Genomic DNA, 15647 nt, shown 5'->3' with positions numbered 1-15647 from the left:
TCAAAAGGATGAATTAGTCCGCGACCAGAACGATCTTGCCGACGTGCTGGTCAAGCTGCATATAGGCGTGCGCTTCGCCAATGGCGTCCATTGCAAAGGTGCGGTCGATCGGCAGACGGATCCGCCCAGCCGCCAGGAAGGGCAGCATGTCGCGCGCGCAAGCCTGGATGCACTCCAGCCGTTCCTGCTCCGAGCGCGTGCGGAATGTCACGCCAACCAGCGTCAGCCGCTTGAGCCAGAGCAGGCTCAGGTCGATCTGCGCCGTGCTCGAACCCAGCCGGGCAATATTGACCAGCCGTCCCTTGACCGCGAGGCTCTGCATATTTGCCTCGAAGACCGGGCCGCCCACGGTGTCGATAATGAGATCGACGCCATGATTGCCTGTGGCAGCCATGACGGCATCGACCTGCGATTCGCTCGATGCATTGATGCCCACGTCCACACCGAACTGGCTCAGGCGATCGAGTTTGGCGGCCGAGCGTGAAGTGGCGATCACTGGTTTGGCGCCAAACAGCGACGCGATCTGGATCGCGGCCATGGCCACGCCGCCTGATGCGCCGTTGATCAGTACCGCTTCGCCGGCACGCAGGCGGCCATTGGTCATCACCGCGTCGTGGGCCGTGATGAAGACATTGGGGAATGCCGCGGCGTCGATCCAGGAAAGACCATCGGGCACCGCCATCAGCGCCAGTGGATCGGCAATCACATACTCGGCCTGGCACGCACGACCGTGGCCCATGACCCGATCCCCCTTGCGCCATCCGCTCACGCCGTCGCCGACTGCTGCCACCTCCCCGGCAAACTCGACGCCCGCGGTGATCGTATTGCCTGTGCGCAACTCACGCGCCTGGTTGATTTCGCCCCGGTTGAGACCGGCGGCTCGCACCCTGACCAGAACCTGGCCGGCGCCAGCGACTGGAACGGGGATGTCCTGTATTTCCACTTTGCCGCCAGTAGGGCTCGGTACGACACGTACTGCTTTCACTGCTGTCTCCTTTTCATATGGTGCTGCAGTAGTTTGATCACTCGCTGGCGAGGGCCTTCGTACGGATCCGCGCCAGCAATTCGAGGGCGCGCTCGGCGGCGCGCTCGCCGCCCGCCAGGTTGCCGCGGACAAAGGGCGGCCGGATATCCTCGATTTCGGCCAGCATCTGCATCAACTCGCCGTCCGCGATGCTGAGCCGTCGGAACTCGTTGATGGTCAGCAGGTAAGTGTGAAAGACGTCGCTATCCGGCCGGTTCGCACGCACGCGATGGAGCGCAGCGTTCAACCAGTGCGTGCCCGCCAGCATGGCGGCCTCGATCTTGATCTCGTAGTCGGCTGGGCCGCACTTCTGCAGCGAGCGCTCGATCCGGCGCGCGATGGCGATGTGGGCGTCAACGTGCATCTTTGCCTCCATTCATCCGGCAGGCCAATAGCTGCAGGCAACGGCCAAGGGCAGCATCGCATTCCCCGGCAATGGCCGCCGTCGGCGCCAGCCCCTCGCGCAGGCACGGATCCCGATGGCGTTCGACGATCTCCATCTCATGCATCATCGCCGCCACATCGTCCGGGACGGGGGCGTCGATCTTGGGCCTGCCCACGTGCAGCACATCGCCGAGCGGGCGGAATGCCGCACGCAGCGAGCCGTCCGGTTGCGGCACCAGGTAGGCGCCTGGCTGCGTCGGGAACACGTCGTCGTCCAGCGTGACGGCGGCATGATGGAGTGCCGCATTGACGGCGTGCGTGCCAGCCGTCATCCCGGTCCAGAACCACAGTTCGAAGTCCTGAAGAGGATCGAGGCGTTCGCGCAATGCTTCCAGCTTCGCAATTTTCTCCATGTGGGAAGCCACCTTCATTCTCTGTCTCCTGAATTCGCGGGCACTGCTGTGCCGCCCTTGTTGTGAAGATAGGCACAGTGCGTGTCGCTGTCAAGAACTTCTATATAGGACTTACGTTGTCGAGTAGTGGATTGCCCCAGTAAACCTTGACATTCTTGCTTTCGATTAACTACAGTACATCAAACACCTATATAGGAATCCAGCAAATGCCACGTGCCATCGTACTCAACCAGGCGGACAACGTCGCCACGCTGCTCGATGCCGGCCGTGCCGGCGAGCCCTGCACCCTTCAAGGAGAGGCATCGGGACAGATGACGCTGCTCCAGGATGTGCCATTCGGCCATAAGGTCTGTATCGCGGATACCCCGCTGAGCGCCAGTGTCCTGAAGTACGGGCAGGTCATCGGGCGGGCCAGCCGGAACCTGAAGGTTGGCGAACACATGCACGTGCACAACATCGAGTCGACCCGCGCCCGCGGCGATCTGGAAAAGAGGTAAGCAAATGGCAATGACATTCCTTGGCTACCGCCGCGAGAACGACACAGTTGGCGTACGCAACTGGGTGGCGGTGATTTCCGTGATGGACAACTGCAACCCGGTTACGCGCACCATTGCGCAGACCGTGAGCGGCTGCATCCCGGTCACCACGTTGTTTGTGCGTGGGCAGTTCGGCGCCGACCTGGATTTCGCTTATGAGTCGCTGGCAGGACTGGGACGCAATCCCAATGTCGCCGCAGTCCTGCTGGTGGGGCTCGAAGATTCGTCGACGGAGGAGGTGGCGCGCCGTATCAGGACCACGGGGAAACCCGTGGAAACGGTGCATCTGCAACCGAACGGCACGATCGACTGCATTGCCGCCGGCACCCGCAAGGCCTTGAGGCTTTCACTTGCGGCCTCGCGTGCAAGGCGCGAACCCTGCCCGGTGTCGTCGCTGGTCCTGGGCGTCGAGTGCGGCGGTTCGGATACCACCTCCGGCCTGAGCTGCAATCCGACGATCGGCCGTCTGGCCGACCGGGTGATCGAAGAGGGGGGCACCATCATCATTTCCGAGACCTCCGAGTTCATTGGCGCGGAGCACCTCTTTGCCGAACGCGCCGTCGACGATGCGGTCAGGGATGCCTTCGTCAGGGCGGTCCGCGGCATGGAGAGCCTCGCGATTACCCGTGGCGTGGATATGCGCGAATCCCAGCCCTCGCCCGACAATAAGCGCGGCGGGCTGACCACGGTCGAGGAGAAAGCCCTGGGCGCGATGGCCAAGGCTGGCTCGAGCCCACTGGTTGGTGTGCTGCGCTATGGCGAAGCCCCGGGGAAAAAAGGCCTGCATTTCATGGACGCTCCGGCGGCGGCAGTGGAAAATCTCAGTGCACTTGCCGCCGGCGGTTGCCAGCTCACCTTCTTTGGCACGGGGGTGGGCAATCCGATCGGCAGCATGGTCGCTCCGACGGTCAAGGTCTGCGGCAACGTCAATACGCTGGAGTCCATGGCCGATAACATTGATTTCGACGCAAGCGGGATCCTCGAGAAGGGACAAAAGATCTCTGATGTCGGCGATCGGCTGTATGCCTACGCCATGGATGTGGCGTCCGGCACCCGTCTCAGCAGCGAGGTACTGGACATCAGGGAAACCGCAATCAGTCGATTTGCACTTAGCCTCTGAGCCAACATGACAAAGCTGATCAGCGTCTCCGACGCCATTATCCGTTCCATTGAATCCGGCGCGCTGCGCGAGGGTGACAGGTTGCCTTCCGAGGGAGAGCTTGCCACGGCGCACGGCGTCAGCGTGGGCACCATTCAGAAGGCGCTGGCGCGTCTTTCGCACTCCGGACTGATCACCCGCGAGCAGGGCCGCGGCACCTTCGTCTCGGGCGCCAGGGTCGCGCCTGCCGATGTGCGCTACCTGCGCTTTCGCGATGCCGAGGGCAACGAGCTGCCTTCCTACGTCCATGCGCGCTCGGTCAAGCGGCTCAAGCGCAAAGGGCCGTGGTCGGAGTTTCTCGAGGGCGAAGCCTTCGTTCGCATTGAACGCATCATCAATGTGGGCGGGCGCTTCGACCTGTACAGCGAGTTCTGGCTGCGCGAGGAGGACTTCGCGCAACTGGGCGGTGTTGAACGCGATGATCTCGAGAAGAATCTGCGGGAGCTGCTCGGGCAGCGCCTGGCGCTCCCGACGTTGCGCGTGGACCAGTGGATCCGATTCGACGAAATCCCGTCGGTAGCGGCCCGCGAGCTTGGTCTCGAAGCCGGGCAGCCGGGCTTCGTCATGGAACTGCGCGGCTATACGCTGCGCGACCGGCCGCTGTACTACCAGACGGTTTATTCCGGCCCGTTTTCCGAGCGCCTGATGGTGGTGCGGGAGAAGGCCTCATGAGCACGCATTGGAACGTTCAGGCGCTTGAGCAGTGGACGACCCGGGTTTTCGAAGGCTGCGGCGTGCCGCCTGGGCAAGCGGCCGAAGCCGCCGCCATCCTGGTGCGTAGCGAGTTGCGGGGCTATAAGACGCACGGCATGACTCGCCTGGCGTCTTATGTGGAGCGGCTGCGGGCGAACGAGTTCAATCCCAGGCCGGAGATGGCATATCGATCCTTCCCCGGCGGCATCGTGCTGCAGGCCGATGGCGCCATGGGGCAGATCGCCGGTCCTTATGCGGTGCGCCTGGGACTGGAAGCCCTGGAGACCAGCGCTTCCGTACTGATCGTGCTGCAATCGTGCGGCCATCTGGGAGCGCTCGGCATCCACGCCCTGCTGGCGGCGGAGGCCGGTGCTTTCTCCATGATCGGGCAACGCACGCCGCCGGCGCTCGCCATGGAGGGATTCCCGCGCGCGGCAATCGGGCACAACCCGATTGCGTTCGGTTGCCCGCTGCCGGGGCAGGCCCCGATCGTATTCGATGTGGCGTGCAGCGTGGCCGCACGTGGCCATATCTTGCTCGCGGCACGCGAGGGAAAGCCGATCCCGCAAGGGTGGGCGCTGGATGCGGACGGCCGGCCAACCACCGATGCAAAGCGCGCGCTGGGCGGGTCACTGTTGCCCATGGGCGGCCACAAGGGCATCGGCATTGCCATGATGGTGGAGTGCCTCGCCGGTGCCCTGGCGGCCACCGCGGCGTCTCACGCACCGGCGCCGGGCAATCTCCTGCCTGGCCGTGCCGCCGCCATGCAGGACGGGTTCCTCTGGATGGTAAAGCCGGAATCCTTCGCCGGGCAGGCGCCCTTTGGCGAGTATATGAGTCAATGGACCGAGACCTACCTTTGCGCAGGCGGCGATGAAGCGCGGCTGCCCGGCAATCGTGGCGACGCACTGGAGCGCGAGGCACGCGAGCACGGGATTGCGCTGCCTGCCGCGATCGCGCAGGAGTTAAGCGTGCTTGGCGAACGGCTCGGCGTGCGATTTCCGACATCAGCACCAGAATAAGCACCGAAGCGCCACACGTACCGGGTCCTTGCGAGCCCGGCGGACGCTGGTCGCCCTCCCCACAACACAATTGGCGAGTACCTGCCCTATGAATGCCCCTCTCTCAGACGCCTCACGCAAGGCCATGGAAATCGTCACGCTCGACGACAAGTACGCACTGGACACGGGGCGTGCTTTCATGAGCGGCGTCCAGGCACTGGTGCGCCTGCCGCTGCTGCAGCGCAAACGCGATGCACTGGCCGGCCATAATACCGCCGCGTTCATTTCCGGCTACCGGGGTTCTCCGCTCGGCGGATACGACCAGGCGCTGTGGCAGGCCAAGAAGCACCTCGCGGACAATCATGTCGTCTTCAAGCCCGGCGTCAACGAGGAACTCGGCGTGACCGCGGTGTGGGGCTCGCAGCAGCTCGAGTTCGATGCCGAGAGCAAGAAGTACGACGGGGTGTTTGGTATCTGGTACGGCAAGGGCCCGGGGGTGGACCGCAGCGGCGACGCGCTCAAGCACGCCAATCTGGCGGGCACAGCGCCGCTGGGTGGTGTGATCGCACTGGCCGGAGACGACCACGTGTCCAAGAGCAGCACGCTCGCGCACCAGAGCGACCATACGTTTATCGCCTGCGGGCTGCCGGTGTTCTTTCCCGCCAGCGTGCAGGACATTCTGGATCTGGGTGTGCATGCCTTTGCCATGAGCCGCTTCAGTGGCTTGTGGGCCGGCATGAAGACCGTGCAGGAGGTGGTGGAGGCGGGCGCGTCGGTGGTCACCGATGCCGACCGGGTGCGCATCCTGCTGCCCGAAGATTTCGCCACGCCGCAGGGCGGCTTGCATATCCGCTGGCCCGACGATCCGCTGGCGGCGGAAGCGCGGATGATGGAGATCAAGTGGCCGGCGGCGCTTGCCTATGTCCGCGCAAACCGGCTCAACCGCAACGTGATTGAAGGGTCGAATGACCGTCTCGGCATCATCGCCAGCGGCAAGGCCTACAGCGATACCCGGCAGGCGCTGGCCGACCTTGGCCTGGACGATGCCTTGTGCCGCGCGATTGGCGTGCGGCTACATAAGGTGAGCGTGGTGTGGCCGCTCGAGCCGACGAGCGTGCGCGAATTCGCGCACGGCCTGCGCGAAATCCTCGTAGTCGAGGAGAAGCGCCCGATCATCGAGCAGCAGGTGAAGGATGAGCTGTACCACTATCGCGCCGACGCACGGCCTGCCGTGATCGGCAAGTACGAGCCGGCCGACGGTGAAGGCGCCGGCGGTGAATGGAGCCACCGCAAGCCGGCAGAAGACTGGCTGCTGCGCGCCAAGGCCGACCTGACCCCCGCGCTGATCGCCAAGGCCATCGCGGGCCGCCTGAAGAAGCTGGGCGTGCCCCCGGATGTCGCCGCGCGGATGGACGTGCGCCTGGCGCAAATCGAGGCCAAGGATCGCCAGTTCCCCTCCGGCGACAGCCGCGGCACCGACCGTCTGCCGTGGTTCTGCCCAGGTTGCCCGCACAACACCAGCACCCGTGTGCCGGACGGATCCATTGCCATGGCCGGGATCGGATGCCACGGCATGGTGGTCTGGATGGACCGTTCGACCACGTCGTGGACACAGATGGGCGGCGAGGGCGTGCCCTGGATGGGGCAAGCGCCGTTCAGCAAGCGCGCGCACATGTTCGCCAATCTGGGCGACGGCACGTACAACCACTCCGGGTCGCTGGCGGTGCGGCAATCGATCAATGCCGGCGTCAATATCACCTACAAGATCCTCTACAACAGCGCCGTTGCCATGACGGGCGGGCAACCGGTCGACGGGCAGCTGGACGTGCCGGGCATGACGCGCGAACTGGCGTCGGAGGGGGCGAAGCGCATTGTCGTGGTGACCGACGACCCGCAGAAATATGCCGTCGTCAAAGACCTGGCGCCCGGCGTCACTGTACGCCACCGGGATGAGCTGGATGCCGTGCAGCGCGAGTTGCGGGTGGTCGAGGGTGCCACCGTGATCATCTATGACCAGGCGTGCGCTACCAAGAAGCGGCGGGAACGCAAGCGCGGCACCATGTCCGATCCGGACAAGCGCGTCATCATCAACGAACTGGTTTGCGAAGGTTGCGGGGATTGTTCGGTCGAGAGCAACTGCGTAGCAGTACAGCCGCTCGAAACCGAGTTCGGCCGCAAGCGGGAGATCAACCAGAACACCTGCAACAAGGACTTTTCCTGCGTCAAGGGCTTCTGCCCGAGTTTCGTCACGGTGGAGGGTGGAAAGCTCAAGAAGCCGGAGGCGGCGCGCAAGACGAAGCTCTCCGATATGCCGGCGCTTCCCGAGCCGAAGCTGCCGGATGCCGCCAAGGCGCAGCGCATCGTGGTGGCGGGCGTGGGCGGGACGGGGATTGTGACCATCGGCCAGGTACTCGGCATGGCGGCCCACCTGGAAGGCAAGAGCGTGATCACGCAGGATGCCACCGGCATGGCGCAAATGGGTGGCGCCACCTGGAGCCACATCCAGATTGCCAACGAAGCCGACGCCCTGCACGCAACGCGCGTCGATGTTGCCATGGCGGACCTGGTGATCGCCTCCGATACGGTGGTCGGTGCCAGCAAGGCAACGCTGGCGACCATGTCGCACGGCCGCACCTTCGTCGTGCTCAACAGCCACGTGACGCCGACATCGGCCTTTGTCCGCGATCCGGACTGGCAGTCTCACAGCGATCAGGCCATTGCGGCGATCGCGCAAGGCGTCGAGGCCGGCCAGATCGGCATCTTCGATGCCGAACAAGTGGCGACGCAGTTGCTCGGGCAGTCGATCTACTCCAACCTGATGCTGCTCGGCTACGCCTGGCAGAAGGGCAGGGTGCCGCTGTCGCGTGAAGCGCTGATGCGCGCGATCGAACTCAATGCCGTGCAGGTCGACAACAACAAGGCGGCCTTTGAGTGGGGCCGGCACTGCGCGCACGATCTGGCCAAGGTGCCCGTGCGGTCCGCCGATGCCCAGGTGGTTCAGTTCGTCAGGAAGCCTTCGATCGGCGATGTCATCGGCAAGCGCGCCGAGTTCCTCACCAGCTACCAGAACCGCGCCTATGCCGCGCAGTATGAGGACTTTGTTGCCAAGGTCCAGGCTGTGGAGTCGCGCTTTGGCAGCAGCAAGGTCACCGAAGCGGTCGCACGCTACCTGTTCAAGCTGATGGCCTACAAGGACGAGTACGAAGTGGCGCGGCTGCATACCGACCCGGCCTTCATCGGCAAGGTCGCCGCGATGTTCGAGGGCGACTTCAAGCTGGTCCACCATCTGGCGCCGCCTTTGATGGCAAGGAAGAACGAGAAGGGCGAACTCGTCAAACGGCCATTCGGCCCGTGGATGCGCACCGCATTCCGGGTGATGGCCAAGCTCAAAGGCCTGCGTGGTACCCCGTTCGATGCGTTCGGCTACACCGAGGAACGCAAGGTGGAGAGGGCACTGATCGGGGAGTACTGCAAGAGTATCGAAGAGCTTCTGCAAACGCTGTCGCAACGGAATCTCGACCTGGCATTGGAAATCGCGCGCCTGCCGGAAGACGTTCGCGGCTACGGCCACGTCAAGGCGCGAAATTTGGCCGCAGTCCGGGCCAGATGGGAGCGCTTGATGACCGAGTGGCGTAGCGCCCTTGGTGCCCAGAGCGAAGACGGGCCGAAGCGCAAGGCCAAGGCTTGAGCCAGAGGCAACATACCGGCGCGCACTCGGGGCGAAGCAAGCAAGTTTGTGTGTAGAGCATCTTCAAACTATAAAGACTGGAGACCGTGATGAACTTCGTACTGCGCCGTGCAGGCCTGTTTCTGTCTGCCATTGCACTGGCTGCTACCGTCCCCTGCGCGTGGGCGCAGGGTGGGTACCCAAACAAGCCGATCCGTATCATCGTACCGTGGCCGGCCGGCGGCGGCGTCGACTCCGTCACCCGTACCGTGGCGGAGAAACTCTCCATCAGCCTTGGCCAGCAGGTCCTCGTGGACAACCGGCCCGGCGCCACCGGCAATATCGGTGCGGGCATGGGCGCGAAGGCAGCACCGGACGGCTATACGCTGCTGGTGGCAAGCGCACCGATGACGATCAACCCAAGCCTCTACAGCAACCTGCCCTTCGACACGAGCAAGGATTTTGCACCGCTGAGCCTGCTGGCCAGTTCACCCTATGTGCTGGTGGTGAATCCGACGGTGGCGAAATCGGTGAAGGAACTGGTGGCCAGCGCTAAATCGGTGCCGGGGCGCATGAGCTATGCGTCGCCAGGGCCGGGAACCCAACAGCACCTGATCGGCGAGTCGTTCAAGGAAGCAGCCCACATCAACGTCATCCATGCCCCTTACAAGGGCGGACCGCAGGCACTGACCGACATGGTCGGCGGCCATATCCAGATGATGTTTCACGGCCTTCCCGCGGTGCTGCCGTTCGTGAAATCCGGCCAGATCAGAGCCATCGCGGTAGCCAGCAAGCAGCGCCTGAGCATGCTGCCGGATGTGCCAACCATGGCGGAAGCGGGATTCCCCGGGATCGAGGCGAGCGAATGGTATGGCCTGGTGGCACCTGCCGGGACGCCGAAGGAGATCGTGGTTCGCCTCAGCACGGAGATCGCGAAAGCCCTGAACATGCCAAGTGTCCGCGATCAGTTGGTCGGCAGAGGCTATGAACCGGCCGGCAGCACACCCGAGCAGTTCAGCACGTTTATTGCCGCTGAGCAGAAGAAGTGGGCCATCGTGGTCAAGCAATCGGGGGTGCGCCTGGACTAGCGGATACCGGTGCGGATGCGTAAATCCCATCCCCTTAGTAACGACTACCGGCAGCGAGCCATGTACTTGCTGATCCACCGCCGCAAGGCAGGAGACACCAATGCCCTCTGATCCGACTGCGATGGGAGCCACATCCCCACGCGCCATGCCGAACACCTCCGCGCCCAAGCCGCTATCCAAGGTTTCGGCCGTTTCCGCCATTACCATCGGTGGCGCACTGGAGCTGTATGACTCAGGTGTCTACAACTTCTTCGCCCTCCTGATCGTTCCCCTGTATTTTCCAGTCGGCAATCCTCTCGGCCAGTTGCTGCTGTCCTTCGGCACATTTGGGGCAGGCTATCTGATGCGGCCTTTGGGCGGTCTGGTTATCGGTGCGTATGCCGACCGCGTAGGGCGCAAGCCGGCAGTGGTGCTCTCGATGTGGCTGATGGCCTTCAGTGCGCTGATTCTGGTGGTGACGCCACCCTATGCGGAACTTGGCGTCCTTGCCCCCGTGCTGATGATTCTTGCCCGCCTGATCCAGGGCTTCGCCATCGGCGGCGAGATGGGCTCTGCCAGCGCGATGCTGCTCGAGTATGCGGATGAGCGATCGCGGGGCTTCTACACCAGCTGGCAGGCGTCCAGCCAGGGCGTTGCCGCTGTCTTCGCTGCCTTGGTTGCACTGGTGCTCAGTCATGCGCTGCCGCCTTCCGCACTCGAGTCCTGGGGGTGGCGCGTCGCCTTCCTGATTGGCATCCTGGTCATTCCGATCGGTCAGATCATCCGGCGCCGTCTGGAAGAGACGCTGGTGCTGGAGCCGAAGAAGGCCACGAAGAAGGACGGCGGCCGCAAGTTGCTGAAGGCACATTGGCGTGAACTGCTGGCGAGCGTGCTGCTGATGATCGGCCTAGCGGCCTCGGTCCACGTCATCGCCTTCTACCTGGCCAACTACGCCACCTTCCAGTTGCGTATCTCGCGCGGTGACGCCATCTGGGCAGGCTTCGTCGCCTCGCTGGTGCTGGCGGTGTTCGCACCGCTGTCCGGCTGGCTCTGCGATCGCATCGGGCGCCGGAAAGTGGTCTGGTGGTCCCGGGTGGCGCTGCTCGTCATGATCTATCCTGCCTTCTCGCTCCTGAACCGCTTTCCATCCCTAACGTGCTTGCTAGTCGTGGTAGGGCTGCTGGCCGTACCGATGGCGATGACCTCTCCCGCCACGATGGTACTGGTCAGCGAGGTGCTGCCGCAGCGGCTACGCGCAACGGGCATGTCGGTCACGTACTACGTGGCGATCGCGGTGTTCGGGGGCTTCGCGCAGTTGTTCTCGACGATGCTGATCCAGGTCACGGGGAACCCTAACGCGCCGGCTCTCTATGTCATTGGCTGCGGCGTTGTCTCGCTGATCGGGCTCGCCATGGTGCCCGAGACGTTGGGGCGGCGTTTGTCGTGAGCAGGGGGTCTTTTCGACCCGGTAGTTGCACAGTGATCTGTGTCGGCTGCGTCAGTGCAAAAAAAAATGCCGCCGAGGCGGCACAAAGAGCATGAGCGGGGGCTGCATGCATGTAAGCGTATCGGCAGGCCTGCCAGGACCGCTGCGCAAACAAGACCTTGTCACAGCCGTTGGGCTGCCTTTAGAACTTGTGGCGAATACCTACGGCGACACCGAGCATATTGCTTTGGCCGCTGGCAAGCGTGTAGCTATTGCCAAGGGATAGGCTGTTGGCAAAGCCGATCATCGGGGAGTCCAGTCCCAGACCCGCATTCTTTGCATATGCCGTGGTCAGGTAGATGTCAGTCCGCTTGGAAAGCGTGTAGTCCGCGATAAACGCAACTTGCCATGGGTTCGGCACCGACGTGCTGGCGAGGAAGTTCTTGACGTTGTCGTAGTTGTACTCGAGCGTCAGGCCAAGCGCCGGCGTCACCTGGTAGGTGGCGCCGATCCAGTAGAAGTCGTCGCGCTCGATCAGGCTGCCATTCTGGTCCTTGTTCTGGCCCCAGCGATAGCCGCCCATGATCTTTGCCGGGCCGAACGCATAGCTTGCCGCGACCGTCGCCTTCTTGAAGCTGCCGCTACCGAGGGCAGCAGCGGTCAATGGGTTGGAAATCGTCGGGTTGAACTGGTCGTAAGCAAGGGCCACACCGACAGGGCCGGAAATGTAGGTCAGAGCCGCGCCATAGGCGGTGTCGCGGCGGAACTGGCCCGGCACCTCGCCGTTGCCACCGAGCAACGGACCGTTGGCCACCGTCGTGGGCAATGCCAGGCCGGTACCGAAGGACCAGTGTGCCAGGGCGGACACGGCACCGAACTGGCCGGAGTACTTGATGGTATTGTCCTCGCGGAAGTTCGCGCCGGTCAGCATCACGATCGGTTCGTACTGGGTGGCAAAGGCAGCCGGCACGAAGTTCGCGATACTCTCGAACATCGAGGTGTACTGACGGCCGAAAGTCACCTGGCCAAACTGCGTGCTTTGGATGCCCACGTAGGCCTGGCGACCGAACAGGCGGCCGCCTTGCTGCGACGTGCCGGTATCCAGGTTAAAGCCGCTTTCCAGTACAAAAACGGATTTCAGGCCGTTGCCAAGATCCTCCGCGCCGCGCAAGCCCCAACGCGAGCCGGACAGGCCGCCGGAGTTCATGCGGTAAACATGGTTGGACGGGCCGGCATTGAATTTGTTGGCGGCGGTGGGAACGGCGCCAACATGGTTGGCGTATTCCACGTTCATGTCCGCCACGCCGTACAGCGTCACGCTGCTCTGTGCGTGTGCGCCGCCGGCACAAATTGCACCCACAGCGGCGAGTGCAAGATTAAGCTTGCTCAGCTTGCTGGATGATTTCACTACCTTTTCTCCTCGTGTCTATTTTATTTACGGCCATCACTACGCCGCCATCATGCTCAGAGCCAGGCACCGTGTGCCCCCCAATGGCAGGGGGGCGGGATTGTCCGGATTGCAGGAAGTTCTCAGCGCATGGATGCCAAGTGACCTCGGAGGTGCCGCAGCAAGCCAACGCGGAAAGAGGAAGCACAGGGAAGGCGAAGGAGGCGGGCAGGGTCCTCTACGCCACGCAGGCCCCAGCGGGAACCGGCCAGGCCGCCGGAGTCCATGCGGTAGACCCTGTTGCCCGACCCCGGATTGAATCCATTGGCGGCCGACGGTACCACGCAGGTTTCACCGGACCGCTGAAGCCCTCCCTGCTGCTTGCAACTCCTGAATCAACACCTCGGCCATCGGCCACGTGCCATAACCATCAGCCGGCGAAAGATGACCGACGTCGCCGGCGTCGACGAAGCGGCTGCCCCAGGTGTCCCCGAGCTCGCGGATTCGCTCGAAGTTGCCGATCGGGTCATTGCGGCTGCCGACGACGATGCTTGGAAACGGCAGGCGCTCGCGCGGCACCGGCGTCCAGCCGTTCCTTGCCAGCGTCTGCGGATCGGAGTAGCCGGCCGGCAACGGCGCGTCGAAATCGGGGGGCGCGGCTAGCAGCGCGCCCTCGATTTCGCGCTTCGTTTGCTGCGCCCAGTGAACGGTGATCAGGACTCCGACGCTGTGGGCAACCAGGATGATCGGGCCATCGATTCCGTTCGCGGCCCGATCAAGGTTGGCCACCCGTGCGCTGCGCAGGATCTTGTCCTGGTCAATCTGGGGCACGATGTGTACCGCTCTTCCGATTTTTCGCAAACGCTCAGCCAGCAGCGTTTGCCAGTGATCCGGCATGTGATCGCGAAGGCCAGGGACAATCACAACCGTTGGCGGCTTTCTAGTGGGCATGGAATTCGAGTTCCTCGTTAGCATTGAATGTCTTGCCGAAGCGGTCATCCAGCAGTGGCGAGCCGTTGAGCGTGAGGACGCACTGGCTGGCCTTGGCGCGGCGACGGGTTGCCGTGCCTGGTCAGCGTCTGGTGGCAACGCGGTTGCGCCCGGCAGCGTCCGCGCAGTGCCTGGCGCGCACCGTCCTTGGGAGGCTCAGAAGGGACGGTCGCCCATGATGGTCGCGCGCTCCATCCTGCGCGGCGCCGGCCAGTAGTCGCTCACGGCGTAGTGCTGTGTCGCCACGTTGTCCCAGATCGCTACGCTGTTCGGCTTCCAGCGGAAGCGCACCTGGTATTCCGGAATCGCCGCCTGGCTGAGCAGGTAGTTCAGCAGCAGGCTCGCGCCGGGGGTCTTGTCCTGCCCGACGCGCACATTCTCCGGCGTGTGGTAGTTGATGAAGTGTGTCGAGAATGGCCCCACGTACAGGATCTTTTCTCCCGTCTCAGGGTGCGTCCTGACCACCGGGTGGTCCACCAGCGGGTTATTCCTCACCAGCTTCTCGCGCTCCTCCGTCGTCATGATCGCGCCAAACGAATGCTCGATCCCGTGCTTCGCACGCAGGCCGGCAATCTTCCGCTTGATCTCTTCCGGCAAGTTCTTGTACGCGTCCACCATGTTCACCCAAATGGTGTCGCCACCCACCTCCGGACAGGAAATGCAGCGCAGCACTGCGCCCTTGGGCGGAGTCGCCCGCCACGACGCATCGGTGTGGTAGGTATTCTCGAAGTGGTCCCGCTTGTCACTCTTGTAGATCTCGATCAGGCCCGGATAGCCCGGCACCGTATTGTTGACAGGATGGTCTTCCAGGTCACCGAAGCGCCTGGCGAACGCAACATGGTCGGCGCGCGTAATGTCCTGGTCGCGGAAGAACAGCACCCGGTGTTTCAACAGTAGTGCCTTGATCTCGGTGAACAGCGAATCGTTGCGCGCCACATCGGCGAGATTCACACCCGACAGTTCGGCACCAATCGAGCAGGTGAGGGGGTTGATTTGCATAGCGACTTTTCCTTTGACGTAGGAAGTTGACAGGCCCGCCAGCGGGTAGCGGATAGCTTGGATTCCATTGTCGGCACTAGCCTCCCCATGCGCTTGACCCATCGCGCCACAATTTGGCGGGTCACGCCAAACCGCTCCACGGGTGCAAGCCCGCGCACCGGACTTGTCATCAAACCTCTGATCGCTGCTCGGCGTTGCGTCGCAACGAGACTGGCCACGGTTCGCACGGGTGGGGAGGATTCCGGGTGCGAGATGTCGTGGCCGGGTTGTCGGATGCAGCGGGTCAGCTTCAGCAGTTAGTCGGCAACGAGCACGATCTTGCCCATGTGCTGGCTGCTCGCGATGTACGCATAGGCCTCGGCGATCGAATCCATCGGGAAGGTGCGGTCGATCGGGAGGCGGCCGCATCGATCCATGAGACATCCTTCGGGACCGGCATCAGCGCCAGCGGGGCAGCGACAACATATTGGGCATGGCAGCCGCGGCCATGGCCCATGACCCGGTCGCCTTGGCGCCAGCCGCTGACTTGCTCGCCGACGCGGACGACTTCGCCTGCAAACTCGACGCCAGCGGTCATCGGGTTGCCGGCCCGGTGCTCCCGCATGTACTTGATCTCGCCAAAGTTGATGCCCGACACAAAAATTCGGACCAACACTTCGTTGGGACCCGGATTTGGATCGGGAAGATCCTGCACCTCAAGCCGGCCACCGTCGGCGCCTGGTATAACGCGTACTGCCTTCATCCTGTCTCCTGTTTAATGGCTCAGGAGATCTGACAAATGGACGACCGGTGCTCCTGAGCCGTGACGCTTAGGGATTCTCGGCAGTTCCACCCGCCGCCGCTTGGCAGGGCACGCCACAACTTGGCCAATCGCGTCAGGCACGAATGCATTGGTCGGAAT

General features: G+C 63.4%; 14 protein-coding genes and 2 pseudogenes. 7 read left to right on the top strand and 9 right to left on the bottom strand.

All coding sequences use genetic code 11. The annotated features are described in order from the left end of the window. Positions 1 to 13: 13 nt before the first annotated feature. From ACGLHR_RS09135 to ACGLHR_RS09125, 3 genes are read right to left on the bottom strand one after another with little or no spacing between them, the layout of a single operon-like run. Entirely contained in the window at positions 14 to 985 is a 972-nt protein-coding gene (locus tag ACGLHR_RS09135) for a zinc-binding dehydrogenase (protein WP_400093344.1), read from the bottom strand. A gap of 37 nt (positions 986 to 1022) precedes the next feature. Continuing rightward, positions 1023 to 1388, bottom strand: a complete 366-nt coding sequence (locus ACGLHR_RS09130; protein ID WP_400093343.1) for a hypothetical protein — start codon at positions 1386 to 1388, stop codon at positions 1023 to 1025. Continuing rightward, positions 1378 to 1839 carry a hypothetical protein gene (locus ACGLHR_RS09125; RefSeq protein WP_400093341.1) on the bottom strand — a complete coding sequence of 154 codons (462 nt, stop codon included), beginning with the start codon at positions 1837 to 1839 and terminating at the stop codon, positions 1378 to 1380. Before ACGLHR_RS09125 ends, ACGLHR_RS09130 begins: the two co-directional genes overlap by 11 nt. Positions 1840 to 2027: 188 nt before the next feature. Between ACGLHR_RS09125 and ACGLHR_RS09120 the strand changes: the two genes are divergently transcribed. The 7 genes from ACGLHR_RS09120 (at position 2028) to ACGLHR_RS09090 (ending at position 11391) form a co-directional block, all read left to right on the top strand. After that, complete coding sequence (locus ACGLHR_RS09120; RefSeq protein WP_267602983.1) at positions 2028 to 2318, top strand: UxaA family hydrolase; 291 nt, start codon at positions 2028 to 2030, stop codon at positions 2316 to 2318. A 4-nt stretch (positions 2319 to 2322) separates the two neighbouring features. Beyond that, positions 2323 to 3477: a UxaA family hydrolase gene (locus ACGLHR_RS09115; RefSeq protein WP_400093340.1), complete on the top strand. Its 1155-nt coding sequence runs from the start codon at positions 2323 to 2325 to the stop codon at positions 3475 to 3477. Positions 3478 to 3483: 6 nt separating this feature from the next. Further along, the gene (locus tag ACGLHR_RS09110; protein WP_400093338.1) at positions 3484 to 4188 is read left to right on the top strand and encodes a GntR family transcriptional regulator; all 705 of its coding nucleotides are present in this window, start codon (positions 3484 to 3486) and stop codon (positions 4186 to 4188) included. Continuing rightward, the gene (locus tag ACGLHR_RS09105; RefSeq protein ID WP_400093337.1) at positions 4185 to 5231 is read left to right on the top strand and encodes an Ldh family oxidoreductase; all 1047 of its coding nucleotides are present in this window, start codon (positions 4185 to 4187) and stop codon (positions 5229 to 5231) included. Before ACGLHR_RS09110 ends, ACGLHR_RS09105 begins: the two co-directional genes overlap by 4 nt. An 88-nt stretch (positions 5232 to 5319) precedes the next feature. Continuing rightward, positions 5320 to 8898, top strand: a complete 3579-nt coding sequence (locus tag ACGLHR_RS09100) for an indolepyruvate ferredoxin oxidoreductase family protein (protein WP_400093336.1) — start codon at positions 5320 to 5322, stop codon at positions 8896 to 8898. 89 nt (positions 8899 to 8987) lie between these two features. After that, positions 8988 to 9965 (top strand): tripartite tricarboxylate transporter substrate binding protein, encoded by a 978-nt coding sequence (locus ACGLHR_RS09095; protein ID WP_400093334.1) that lies wholly within the window; start codon positions 8988 to 8990, stop codon positions 9963 to 9965. A 100-nt stretch (positions 9966 to 10065) separates the two neighbouring features. After that, positions 10066 to 11391 carry an MFS transporter gene (locus ACGLHR_RS09090; RefSeq protein WP_400093332.1) on the top strand — a complete coding sequence of 442 codons (1326 nt, stop codon included), beginning with the start codon at positions 10066 to 10068 and terminating at the stop codon, positions 11389 to 11391. Between the two features lie 181 nt (positions 11392 to 11572). On the opposite strand, the gene ACGLHR_RS09085 is transcribed toward ACGLHR_RS09090, so the two are convergent. The 6 genes and pseudogenes from ACGLHR_RS09085 to ACGLHR_RS09060 all read right to left on the bottom strand — a co-directional run. After that, positions 11573 to 12778 (bottom strand): porin, encoded by a 1206-nt coding sequence (locus ACGLHR_RS09085; protein ID WP_400093331.1) that lies wholly within the window; start codon positions 12776 to 12778, stop codon positions 11573 to 11575. A 212-nt stretch (positions 12779 to 12990) separates the two neighbouring features. Then, positions 12991 to 13101, bottom strand: a pseudogene (locus ACGLHR_RS09080) (porin); the annotation flags it as partial. 7 nt (positions 13102 to 13108) lie between these two features. Beyond that, the gene (locus ACGLHR_RS09075) at positions 13109 to 13708 is read right to left on the bottom strand and encodes an RBBP9/YdeN family alpha/beta hydrolase (protein ID WP_400093329.1); all 600 of its coding nucleotides are present in this window, start codon (positions 13706 to 13708) and stop codon (positions 13109 to 13111) included. Positions 13709 to 13903: 195 nt separating this feature from the next. Then, the gene (locus tag ACGLHR_RS09070) at positions 13904 to 14746 is read right to left on the bottom strand and encodes a TauD/TfdA dioxygenase family protein (RefSeq protein WP_400093328.1); all 843 of its coding nucleotides are present in this window, start codon (positions 14744 to 14746) and stop codon (positions 13904 to 13906) included. A 296-nt stretch (positions 14747 to 15042) separates the two neighbouring features. Further along, positions 15043 to 15120 carry a hypothetical protein gene (locus ACGLHR_RS09065; protein WP_400093424.1) on the bottom strand — a complete coding sequence of 26 codons (78 nt, stop codon included), beginning with the start codon at positions 15118 to 15120 and terminating at the stop codon, positions 15043 to 15045. Between the two features lie 23 nt (positions 15121 to 15143). Beyond that, positions 15144 to 15488: pseudogene (locus ACGLHR_RS09060) on the bottom strand (alcohol dehydrogenase catalytic domain-containing protein); the annotation flags it as partial. Positions 15489 to 15647: the final 159 nt, after the last annotated feature.

The organism is Cupriavidus sp. CuC1, assembly GCF_044627735.1.
Lineage (GTDB): Bacteria > Pseudomonadota > Gammaproteobacteria > Burkholderiales > Burkholderiaceae > Cupriavidus > Cupriavidus ulmosensis.
Note: the sequence above shows the minus strand (reverse complement) of the source record. Positions and strands in the feature narration are given on the sequence as shown.

Excerpts from the sequence above, each read along its gene's own strand:
- ACGLHR_RS09130 (WP_400093343.1), bottom strand. The coding sequence starts at position 1,388 with ATGCACGTTGACGCCCACATCGCCATCGCGCGCCGGATCGAGCGCTCG.
- ACGLHR_RS09110 (WP_400093338.1), top strand. The coding sequence starts at position 3,484 with ATGACAAAGCTGATCAGCGTCTCCGACGCCATTATCCGTTCCATTGAA.
- ACGLHR_RS09070 (WP_400093328.1), bottom strand. The coding sequence starts at position 14,746 with ATGCAAATCAACCCCCTCACCTGCTCGATTGGTGCCGAACTGTCGGGT.
- ACGLHR_RS09065 (WP_400093424.1), bottom strand. The coding sequence starts at position 15,120 with ATGGATTCGATCGCCGAGGCCTATGCGTACATCGCGAGCAGCCAGCAC.
- ACGLHR_RS09100 (WP_400093336.1), top strand. The coding sequence starts at position 5,320 with ATGAATGCCCCTCTCTCAGACGCCTCACGCAAGGCCATGGAAATCGTC.
- ACGLHR_RS09105 (WP_400093337.1), top strand. The coding sequence starts at position 4,185 with ATGAGCACGCATTGGAACGTTCAGGCGCTTGAGCAGTGGACGACCCGG.
- ACGLHR_RS09090 (WP_400093332.1), top strand. The coding sequence starts at position 10,066 with ATGCCCTCTGATCCGACTGCGATGGGAGCCACATCCCCACGCGCCATG.
- ACGLHR_RS09120 (WP_267602983.1), top strand. The coding sequence starts at position 2,028 with ATGCCACGTGCCATCGTACTCAACCAGGCGGACAACGTCGCCACGCTG.
- ACGLHR_RS09095 (WP_400093334.1), top strand. The coding sequence starts at position 8,988 with ATGAACTTCGTACTGCGCCGTGCAGGCCTGTTTCTGTCTGCCATTGCA.
- ACGLHR_RS09125 (WP_400093341.1), bottom strand. The coding sequence starts at position 1,839 with ATGAAGGTGGCTTCCCACATGGAGAAAATTGCGAAGCTGGAAGCATTG.
- ACGLHR_RS09115 (WP_400093340.1), top strand. The coding sequence starts at position 2,323 with ATGGCAATGACATTCCTTGGCTACCGCCGCGAGAACGACACAGTTGGC.
- ACGLHR_RS09075 (WP_400093329.1), bottom strand. The coding sequence starts at position 13,708 with ATGCCCACTAGAAAGCCGCCAACGGTTGTGATTGTCCCTGGCCTTCGC.